The 10,335-nt window shown below is 36.7% G+C and carries 7 protein-coding genes, 3 tRNA genes and 1 pseudogene; 6 read left to right on the forward strand and 5 right to left on the reverse strand.

Going from position 1 to position 10,335, the window contains the following annotated elements; all coding sequences use genetic code 11:
* Nucleotides 1–31 precede the first annotated feature (31 nt).
* Entirely contained in the window at nucleotides 32–931 is a 900-nt protein-coding gene (gene tesB / locus H592_RS0116045; protein ID WP_028869665.1) for an acyl-CoA thioesterase II, read from the forward strand.
* A gap of 229 nt (nucleotides 932–1,160) precedes the next feature.
* Here the strand turns inward: tesB and H592_RS0116050 are convergent.
* Nucleotides 1,161–1,236 (reverse strand) — tRNA-Ala (locus H592_RS0116050).
* 424 nt (nucleotides 1,237–1,660) lie between these two features.
* Nucleotides 1,661–3,433, reverse strand: coding sequence for a choice-of-anchor I family protein (locus H592_RS0116055; protein WP_028869666.1), 1,773 nt, complete (start codon nucleotides 3,431–3,433; stop codon nucleotides 1,661–1,663).
* Between the two features lie 532 nt (nucleotides 3,434–3,965).
* On the opposite strand from H592_RS0116055, the gene H592_RS0116060 reads away from it, so the two are divergent.
* Nucleotides 3,966–4,051: transfer RNA gene (locus H592_RS0116060), tRNA-Leu, on the forward strand.
* Between the two features lie 241 nt (nucleotides 4,052–4,292).
* Here H592_RS0116060 and H592_RS0116065 read toward each other — a convergent pair.
* Genes H592_RS0116065 through H592_RS0116075 form a run of 3 tightly spaced genes read right to left on the reverse strand, consistent with a single transcriptional unit; the run spans nucleotide 4,293 to nucleotide 7,322 of the window.
* Nucleotides 4,293–4,937, reverse strand: a complete 645-nt coding sequence (locus tag H592_RS0116065) for an ABC transporter ATP-binding protein (RefSeq protein ID WP_037071972.1) — start codon at nucleotides 4,935–4,937, stop codon at nucleotides 4,293–4,295.
* The gene (locus H592_RS22560) at nucleotides 4,930–6,468 is read right to left on the reverse strand and encodes an ABC transporter permease/substrate-binding protein (RefSeq protein WP_037071973.1); all 1,539 of its coding nucleotides are present in this window, start codon (nucleotides 6,466–6,468) and stop codon (nucleotides 4,930–4,932) included. Before H592_RS22560 ends, H592_RS0116065 begins: the two co-directional genes overlap by 8 nt.
* Complete coding sequence (locus H592_RS0116075; RefSeq protein WP_028869668.1) at nucleotides 6,465–7,322, reverse strand: SDR family oxidoreductase; 858 nt, start codon at nucleotides 7,320–7,322, stop codon at nucleotides 6,465–6,467. The genes H592_RS22560 and H592_RS0116075 overlap by 4 nt, the downstream gene beginning before the upstream one ends.
* A 371-nt stretch (nucleotides 7,323–7,693) precedes the next feature.
* Here H592_RS0116075 and H592_RS0116080 point away from each other — a divergent pair, with 371 nt between their 5' ends.
* From H592_RS0116080 to H592_RS0116095, 4 genes and pseudogenes are all read left to right on the forward strand, one after another.
* Nucleotides 7,694–8,473, forward strand: a complete 780-nt coding sequence (locus H592_RS0116080; RefSeq protein WP_028869669.1) for a TIM barrel protein — start codon at nucleotides 7,694–7,696, stop codon at nucleotides 8,471–8,473.
* Nucleotides 8,474–8,714: 241 nt separating this feature from the next.
* Nucleotides 8,715–8,800, forward strand: a tRNA-Leu gene (locus tag H592_RS0116085).
* A gap of 732 nt (nucleotides 8,801–9,532) precedes the next feature.
* Nucleotides 9,533–10,033, forward strand: a complete 501-nt coding sequence (locus H592_RS0116090; RefSeq protein ID WP_028869670.1) for a PDC sensor domain-containing protein — start codon at nucleotides 9,533–9,535, stop codon at nucleotides 10,031–10,033.
* A 70-nt stretch (nucleotides 10,034–10,103) separates the two neighbouring features.
* Nucleotides 10,104–10,335, forward strand: a pseudogene (locus tag H592_RS0116095) (hypothetical protein); the annotation flags it as partial.

The following is a 10,335-nucleotide window of genomic DNA, read 5'->3' on the forward strand; positions in this document are numbered from 1 at the left end:
CGTATTACACGCCCTTTTTTGGGAGTTAAAAATGGGTAAAGTATTAAACGATCTGTTAAAGCAATTAAGTTTAGAAAAGCTAGAAGAAAATTTGTTTCGTGGTGATAGCCAAGATTTAGGGTTTGGCGCAGTATTTGGTGGTCAAGTCATGGGACAAGCGATTTCTGCGGCTAAAGAAACCGTTAAAAAAGAGCAGCAAGTCCACTCTTTTCACTCTTATTTTTTACGTCCAGGTAAAACAGATCGGGCTATTGTTTACGATGTAGAAAGAATTCGCGACGGTAATTCGCTTTCTGCAAGGCGAATCAAGGCGATTCAAAATGGTAAGCCTATTTTTTATATGACCGCTTCATTTAAAGCACCTGAAAAGGGCTTTGAGCATCAAGATGAGATGCCTGAAGCACCTGCACCAGAAGATCTTATTTCTGAGCAAGAGATGGCTTTATTACATTCTGATCTATTACCAGCTTCTATTCGTGACAAACTGGTTGCTGAAAAACCGATAGAAATGCGACCGGTGACATTAATTAACCCTGTTGAACCAGAAATTGAACCTGCTACCCGTTTAGTGTGGTTTAAAGCTAATGGGCGTATGCCAGATGACCTGCGTGTGCATCGCTATTTATTGGCTTATGCTTCTGACTTCAATTTTTTACCTACCGCTCTACAACCACACGGTGTTTCTTTCTTCACTGAAGGCATGCAAGTGGTCACTATTGACCATTCTATGTGGTTCCATCATGATTTCCGTTTAGATGAGTGGTTACTGTATTCTGTAGAAAGTTCAGTTGCATCCGATGGCCGTGGTTTAGTGTCAGGCAAGTTTTTTACGCGAGATGGTAAATTGGTTGCATCCTCTATTCAAGAAGGGTTGATTCGTCAGCGTCGTAAAGCAAAAATAGAAGCAAAGCCAGAAACGAGTGAGAAATAGTATTTTTGTGAAAAATTTGCTATGAGAAAAAGGGCACGACGAGAAAAAGTATGACGACGAGAAGAATGGTTATTGTGGATCGTTATTTATCAATAACTGTTTTGAATCTCAACTAGAAAGTCACTTTGATATGGTTGTTTTGAAAGGGAATCTCTTTCGAATATAGCCAAATTGGGAGTGGTTGCTTTGAATCAAAATGACCAATATGCCGGAGCAATATTGAAAAAATTGGTGGAGCTATGCGGGATCGAACCGCAGACCTCCTGCGTGCAAGGCAGGCGCTCTCCCAGCTGAGCTATAGCCCCACTATAGTGCGTTATCAATCACGCAGTGGATGTTTTAGTAGGTTGGGAACTCTATTTACTAAATCAGAGCGGATTGTATTCGTCCTGATTTTAGTTGTCAATTTCAAATAAGCGAAAAGTACTGATTAGGTTCAATTATTTACTCGCTGATCCATATTCATCTTCTCATTTTAATATATACCCGTTACCAATCGAGATGCTTGATGTAGATTGCTTAAAGCTAACCGAACTTTAATTTTTATTAAGTTGAGTACGCTTAACGAGTACTCAATGAGCTGTAGCGAGCCTTTTTAGCTTACTGACTCGCTTTATATTCTTTTACTTCAGAGTTTAATAAGTAAATTCAGCGCTGAATAATAAAAGATCAGCTTGAATAATCTCAGATGCTTTAACACAGAAGTTTATAAAGGCAGCAATGCCGTCTCTATTGGTTTGTCATTACTCGATAAAAACGAGTGCTGCCACTGACTTCATTACCGACTATCAAAATCGGTGTACCACTTGGGCTATCTTCAGCGCTAACAAATTTAAATCCTTCGGGTCCTAAATCACCGGCATCAACTTGATAGGTTGTAACACCCTGTGCATTTTTTTGTTTATTGTCTTTTGGGTTTACTGTCATATCGCGATTATTCAGATATTGTACAAAGCGTGCTTGTTTAGGTTGGCTAATATCATAAACCATAATACCGCCCATACGCTCTAAGCCAATAAATGCATAGGTTTTACCGTTAATGGTGCCGGTAGTTAATGCTTCCGGCTCGGGTCCTTTTTTAGCACTACGGTTTTCTGCTTTCAATTTATTGTGTGTTTGATTAAAGTTGTTACCGTATTTTTGTGCTGTTATACGTTCAAAATCACTGCCGGAATCAAATATCATTTTACTGTTATCGATATCCCAAATAGAAAAAGATCGGCCACCAAAGGTTAATAAACGATCGATTTTTCCATCACCATCTAGGTCACCATGTTGAGCTGTTAATGAGTGTGAGAATTTAATGTGTTTAACTGTTGACTGTTGCGAGCCGCCTTTTTTGAAATTAGATAAGTCTAGTGTTGCTGCTGTTAATTGCGGTTGATAAACTTTAGCTGAAAAGGCGTCCTTTAACTTAATATCATCGCTACAGTTTTTATCTTTTAAGTGATAATAGAAATGACCAGCTTCACATTCGGCTTGTGATAAATCACTTATCCAGTCACTGCGATCATCACCTTCATTTGCGCTGATTAAGTAATCAATATTATTCAATTTCACCGTGGCTATCGTGTCTGGTTGGTACATACCTAGTAAAGCTTCTTTGTTAAGTAATGCCTTTTTATCTTTATCATTTCCATCGATTTCATTACCTGCCGCTAAATGATCTTTAAAGCCTAATGGCATGATCCGCTGAATGGATTTAGTGGCTAAATCAACTATTGCGATGGCATTATTTTCTTGTAAAGCGACATAGGCTTTGCTGCTATCTTGATTGATTGCAATATATTCAGGCTCGATATCTTGTGCGATGCTGGCTTGGTAACCATTTAAAAGTAAGTTTGGTGGTAATTCATGATGGCGGGCAGCACCTTGATTAAAGTCTGTGAATGTTAAGCGGGTTAGTTTGCTCGACAAGGTTTGGTTTTCCCACTTTATATCTATAATGGCAATTTCACCCTCTGGATCGATGGCATAATTCCCTTCGCTAGGTTCAGCTTCAATCGCGACAACAAGTTGTTTGCCGTTAGGCGTGAACGTGAGCATGTCTGGTAATGCGCCAACATAATGTGCAGAAATAAAACTTAAATCTTGGGTATTGTAAAAAGCGACCCAACCCGCATCGGTTTTTGTCTTTGCTTCAATGGCCACAGCTAATAAACCGTTATAAACATCAACACTGTTCGCCGCACCGGCTTGAGCATTAAAGTGTTGCTTAATATCTGCTTTTATATCAAGGTGTTTAACTAGGGTAGGAGCATCAATATTGTGACTATCTATAACATCTATTTGTCCAGATTGAGCATTAACTACAAATGTTTGTTGGGTTAGCTTATCAAAAGTAACAATTTCAGCGGCACTTTGGTCAAATATATTTGACTGGTATCGACCTGCTTCTTGCAATTTAATGCTGTGCTGATTGTTGGTTAGTTGTGAAGGTGTATTTGCGCAGCCAATTAAGGTAGAAGAAAGAATAATGCTGGTGAGTAAATTAAGTTTCATTGATAATCTTCCATAAAATAATAAATAAAGTGCGCATATTTGTACCGTTAAAAGATGACATTTTTATTAAAATACTTAATTTAACCTCAGTTCTGGATAAGCAAAGCGATACAACACCGCTATTTCCGCGGATTTCTTCGTTAAATTATTTATCAATAACCAGTTATGCTTCAATAATTCGCCTTGAAGTACGCAAAACTAACGCTTCTGTATAGCCAAACAATATAATCTTATGATTTTAAATTTAATTCCGCTTTCATTAACCAGAATTGAGGGTAAATTTAATAAAAATGAAGTACCAACATTATGTTACCTACCATTTTTCAAATTCAATTTACTTTAATGTCATTTAATTGAAATTGATTGGTGTTTTAGTGAGTGTGCTTTAAACAAAAATTGTTTGTTAAATATCAATATGTTGAAATAATCAGCAGTCAGTCAATAAATTGTCTTTTATTGCTGTTTAGGGGTTGTGACTAACATTAATTTCTCTATAATGCCCCTCATTGCTTAAGCACGCTTTAAAGCAATCGCCCGGGTGGTGAAATCGGTAGACACAAGGGATTTAAAATCCCTCGACTTATGGTCGTGACGGTTCAAGTCCGTCTCCGGGCACCAATTATAAAAAAAAGCCTCAACAGATGTTGAGGCTTTTTTTTGCTTAAAATTCGAGTGATTTTTATAATAGAAGAAAGCTATTTAATTTTTACATTAGACCTAACAGCGCTTTATCTCTGGTCTAATACTTTTCTATATCAAATCTACCTCGCTTTATATTAGACCTAGCACCTTTTATACTCGCACCTATTATAGTAGTCCTAACACTTCCCTAAGCAATTTTTGACGTTAATTGTTCGCGTTACATGTTAACAATTGCTGTGCCTAGTTTTTCAGCCTCACTTAAAGAGTGCGTGACCATCACGAAGGTGGTATCGGTCTGTTGATGAATGCTCTTGACTAAATCTTGTAAACTTTCACGAGTTTCTGGATCTAATGCTGAAAAGGGTTCATCCATCAATACAATGGCAGGATGATGAGCAATACCCCTGATTATACCGACTCGCTGACGCTGGCCTCCACTGAGTTGATCTGGAAATTGTTGCAACAGGTCATGGCTCAAATTGACTAAGGGTAACAATTCATCGATGCGTTGTTGACAGGCTTGTGGAGACATATTTAACAGCGTAAGACAATAAATCATGTTTTGATAAACGGTTAAATGAGGGAACAAAGCACCTTCTTGCAAGATATACCCAATGCTACGTCGCTTATCAATCGCATTAGCTAACGTTAATCGTTCACCATTTATATTGATATCACCTTGTTGTGGTATCAATAACCCGTTCATCAATCGTAATAATGTCGATTTTCCACAGCCGCTTTCTCCGGTTAAACAAACAAAACTGCCAGTATCAATATTAAGAGAAAAATCCTTAAGCACTACTTTATCATCATAGGAAAAAGTCACATTATTAACGGTAAGCACTGTTTTTTTATTATTCATCTTTATGCCCTAGTGTTGCTAAAAACGCTTGCGCGATTTCCTTAGGCGTCTCTTTTAACACCTCAAGTTGATAGTTCATTTTACGCATTGATTCGGTAGAAATTTTGCCTTCTAATTGCATCAGCACTGTTTTTAACTCTGGGTATTGTTGCAACACTGCTTCTCTTATTACGATACCTGCCTCATAGTCAGGGAAAAAATGTTTATCATCAACCAGTACTTGTAAGTCGAGTGCTTCAATTTGTGCATCGGTAGTAAAGGCATCAATGGCATTAACCTTGCCTTCTTCAATGGCTTTATAACGCAAACTAATATCCATTTCATGGAGTTTGGCAAAGTTAAAAGGGTAAACCTTGATCAAACTAGGGTAAGCATCTGCGCGCTCAAAAAACTCAAACTCAGCACCAAAGTCAAAAGCAACACTGTGGCGGACTAAGTCCGAATAGGTTTTTATCTGTTTTTGTGTTGCGATGGATTGAGGGATAGCAATAGCATAGGTATTGTTCATGCCTAATAAACCTAGCCACTGTAGTTGATAGTTATCTTGGTATTGTTGTTGTAATTGCTCAAAATTTAACTGTGATTGTTGGTTTAATACATTCATCCAAGCGGTGCCTGTATATTCAACATACATATCTAGATCGCCAGACAGTAAAGCAGGGTGGATATTGGTCGTGCCTCCACCAATACCAAATTGTCGAATGACATTAATATCGGTTTGATTCTCAATCAGCTGCGACATAATTTCGCCCAATATATATTGTTCAGACATGGGCTTTGAAGCGACTGTAATTACCCTATCTTTTATCTTAGAGAAAGGATTAATATATACCAATGACATCAATACCAACGCGGCTAAGATACCAAGATTAAGATAGATAAAGTGCTTTTGTGAAGGTTGCGCATTGCGGTTAATAATGCGTTGCAGGTTATTGTTTTTCTCTAATGTACCAACAAATTTATCACCTAAAATAGCAAATAATGAAATACCTAAAGAACCGGTCACAATTAATGGCGTATTCATTGTATTCAGCCCACGGAAAATTGCTTGCCCGAGACCACCTGCTCCGATTAATGCCGCTAGTCCGGTTAAAGCAATCACCATCACCGTGGTAATGCGTAATCCAGATAAAATACTCGGTAATGCTAAAGGAAAGTAAACATGGCGAAACAATTGTTGTGGTGTTGAGCCTAACCCCTTGGCGGCGTCCACCAAATGATAAGGGACTTCTTTCATACCACTATAGGTGTTGTGCACAATCGGCAATAGACCGTATAACACCAATACAATTAATGCATTTTGTAACCCAATGCCAACTAGTGGAATAAGTAAACCAAACATTGCAATGGAAGGAATGGTGTATAAAAAATTCACTGTGGGCATAATAATGCGCCGTGCTTTGGGTTTGTAAAATACCCAAATACCAATCGCAACACCAAATACCGTCACAATCAGCATTGCTAAAAATGAAATAAGTAAATGCTCACTAAATAACGTTAAAAAATAACTGATTCTATCAATAAAATTCATTTAACAGTCTTCTCTTTTAAGTGAGTGAAAAACTCATCCCAACGTTGATGTTCACGGCCAGATGCTTGTAAAAAGTGACTTGGGTTATTGATTTTACCTTCACGAATGCCTTGGTAAATGCCAGCGATGATTGAACCTAGAAAATCACCTAATTGAGCACACCGCGATTGACGGTACTCTTCTACGCTCATTGATTGATAGGTTAGCTGCGCATCAAAGGTTGTATTTAAATAGTCCGTCAGTTTTTGTTGTGAAATTGGTTCACCGTGTAGATTATAAATTTTTCCATGATGTTTATCTTCGCTAAGCATACGCGCGTAAGCATACGCTAACTCTTGGTGTGTTGTGTAACCACATAAACCTTTATCGGCACAGTTTGAAACGTACCCAACTTCTTTATAATTTTCGATATACTCAATATCGGGTTCAATATAAATACCATTTCGACCGATCACCCATTCTAATCCACTGGTTATTATATCTTTTTCAGTTTGACGATTACTCTGCACTACTGGTGAGAAAGCGTTACCTTCCTCTGCACCTTGAATACTGGTGTAAACGATTTTTTTAACACCCGCTTGTTTGGCTGCATTGATGACATTACGGTGTTGGCCAATTCGTTTACTTGGTTCGTCCATACCAGATACAAGTAATAATGTATCCACCCCCTGTAAAGATTGCAGTAATTGAGCCATGTTTTCATAATCGCCACTACGTACTTCAACACCTAAATGTGCTGCTTTCTCTGGTGTACGAGCAAGTGCAATAACGTTTTTTTTGCAGGTAAATGCTAATAAAGCATTAACAATGTTAGCGCCTAAGTGACCGCTCGCGGCTGTAACTGCAATTTTCATAGTGCTCCCTTTCGTGTTAAATGTATTTATACTCGTAGATCTTTACCTATAACCCTAGAATATTTTCACCTTACAACTTACTGATTTTTTATCTTGAGTGTAACGGTTATATGACTGGGTTAGATTATTTTAAATACTGACTTTGTTATTACAACTAATCCTGATAAGTTTATGAAAAAATATCAGTAAAGGTATAATAAATGTGAATAATTTAACAGGAAAGGTTAATAATGTCTTATTAATGGTAAATGGTTAACTTTTTCAGCTGATTCGATTTTTAACGTTGATTCTTATTTGAGTGCATGTGTCATTGAATAGATGCGTAATTAAGTGAGAATAAAAACAGAATAATTTAATACTAAAAGGTTCCTATGCATATTAAGCAGACTAAATTATCACCTTCACTTTGTATCGATGCTGTTTTTGGCAATTTATCTTTTGATCAAGCTTGTCAAGCAACGGCGCACGCGAACATCTCAACCATAGAGTTCTGGTCTTGGTGGGATAAAGATTTAACTGCACTGCAAGCCGCTGTTGAACGCTATGACTTATCGATTTCCTGTTGTTGTACTAAATTTATTAGCTTAGTAAACGCTGAACAGCGTAGTGCTTATTTACAAGCATTAAGTGATTCAATTGCGGTGGCTAAACATTTAAAAATTAAAACCATTATTTCCCAAGTGGGCGATTTTATTGAAGGGGTGCCACGCGAACAGCAAAAACAGTCGTTAATTGATGGCTTAACTGCTGCGGCGTTATTGTTAGAGGCTGCGGATATGACATTAGTCGTTGAGCCTTTAAATGAACGAATTGATCACCCCGGTTATTATTTAATAAAAAGTGCTGAAGCTTTTGATATTATTAAACAAGTTTCCAGTCCTAACGTTAAAGTGTTATTTGATATTTATCATCAGCAAATTAGTGAAGGCAATATTATTAATAATATAAGAGAAAATATCGATTATATTGGTCATTTTCATGCAGCAGGGCATCCTGGTCGTCATGAGCTACAACGTGGAGAAATTAATTATCCTGAAATTTTTTCTGCCATTAAGCAAACTAATTTCAGCGGATATATTGGTTTAGAGTATTGGCCGTTAACTGACAATACTATTGAGCCATTACAGGAAATGGTGAGTTGGCTAAAGTAGAAGTTACCGCAGTTTATTTTAAGGTGATGTTCTTGGGACACTTAGATTAAAATATTAAACAATGTTAAATCTGCCAAGGGTGGCATTGTTGTTTAGCCATTGCAAAACTAGAGCAAGTGAATGGGTGTTGCTTTATTTTTCATCAATTAACTGATTTTATTTGGTTATTTTACTATTACATCTTGTACTTAATAAAAAGTACTATATAATTCGCGCCACTTATCTAGAAACTTAGATAATCGCCCGGGTGGTGAAATCGGTAGACACAAGGGATTTAAAATCCCTCGACTTATGGTCGTGACGGTTCAAGTCCGTCTCCGGGCACCAATTTTAAGAAAAAGCTTCGCATTTGCGAAGCTTTTTTTTTGTCTATTTTTTATGTTCCTCGTCTCTTCATTTCTTCATCTTTCAATCACAGGGTATGCACCCATTTCACCTCTCTTAGATTAATCGCTCAACTCAGTATATATACTCGTTACCATTCAAGGCGCAAAGTTCAGTAAGTTGTGAGGTGAGTAGTTTCTAGGCAAAAAGTTGAAGATCTAACTAGTTCAATCAATTCTTTCTAACAACAAAGATGCTTGCCTTACTGTACGAGCTAACGACTGAATAAAGCATCTCAATTTGTAACAGGTATAGAAACATAACGATAAAAAAGAAAACAAAATCATAAACTCAACTCTAAAGTAGTGGTTTACATCATAGATATATTTATTTAATTAAGTTAAATTTGACTTAATCATTTGCTTGTCATTTTAGTGTTCTTTTGACATGTTGCTGAAAATAGTGACTCTTAATAAAATTATTTAATCATAAATACAGAAAAATAGAGAATGTGACCACTTTTTATCGCTAGTGAAGATGAATTATTAAAGATTAATCAGAAAGCAACCTAGCAGGTGAAACTTAAGCTGAATAGGGTGTGAATCATGAAGTTGTAACTGTAATCTTATTTGTCATTTTGTGGGTTTTCTCTTTATTTTTTTTTGTTATTTTATTTGGTGAGTTCTTTTTATATTAATGCAGTCATTGTGTTATGTTAAATAAGGTAATAAAGAAATGCTCACTTTTCTTCATTCGTTAAAATCTCGATTATTATTTTTAATTTTTATGATTATATTGCCGGGATTTATTGCTGTTTTTTTTCAAGCAACCGAAGAGCGTAGCAGTGCTATCGAAACTGCTAGGTTACGCGCGATTGATGCTGTTGATTATATGGCTGCTGAACAAATAAAAATTATTGATGAAACTGAAAAATTCTTAAAACGACTATCTAAATATCCTCAGTTATTAACTCCTGACTCAGCACAGTGCAGTGCGTTTTTATCTGATATCAAAGAGCTATCAGAGACTTATGTCAATCTGGGCGCACCTAATATAAAAGGTCAATTACTCTGTAATGCGAACCCTTTAACGACTTCTGTAAACGTCGCTGACAGACCTTATATTCAAAAGGCGATATCTAAACGATCCTTTGCCATCGGTGAATTTCAATTGGGTGTAGATCTTTTGAATCGACGGAAGATCTATTTGATTTCAGGTGGTTATAGAATTTTATAGAAGAAAGAAGAACCTTTTTGTGTTAGTTATGTAGTTACTACGCAACACAAAGAGCACCAAAAGGCCTTCTATGAATCTAGCTTACTTGAATACCCCTGATTTTTCATTCTTTTCTGATGCAACTAAACAGATTGATCACATGATTGAGCAGCTACAATCTGATAATTTCCGAGATAATGAGCATGGCGACATTGAGCAGTATATTCAAAATGAAGGATTTGAAATTTTACGCTGCTTGTTTCAAGGTTATCTCGATCTAAAAGCGGCAAATGAAAAATCACTTTCTGACGCTCATACAGATG

The sequence above is a fragment of the Psychromonas arctica DSM 14288 genome, from assembly GCF_000482725.1.
In the GTDB taxonomy this organism is placed as follows: Bacteria; Pseudomonadota; Gammaproteobacteria; order Enterobacterales; family Psychromonadaceae; genus Psychromonas; species Psychromonas arctica.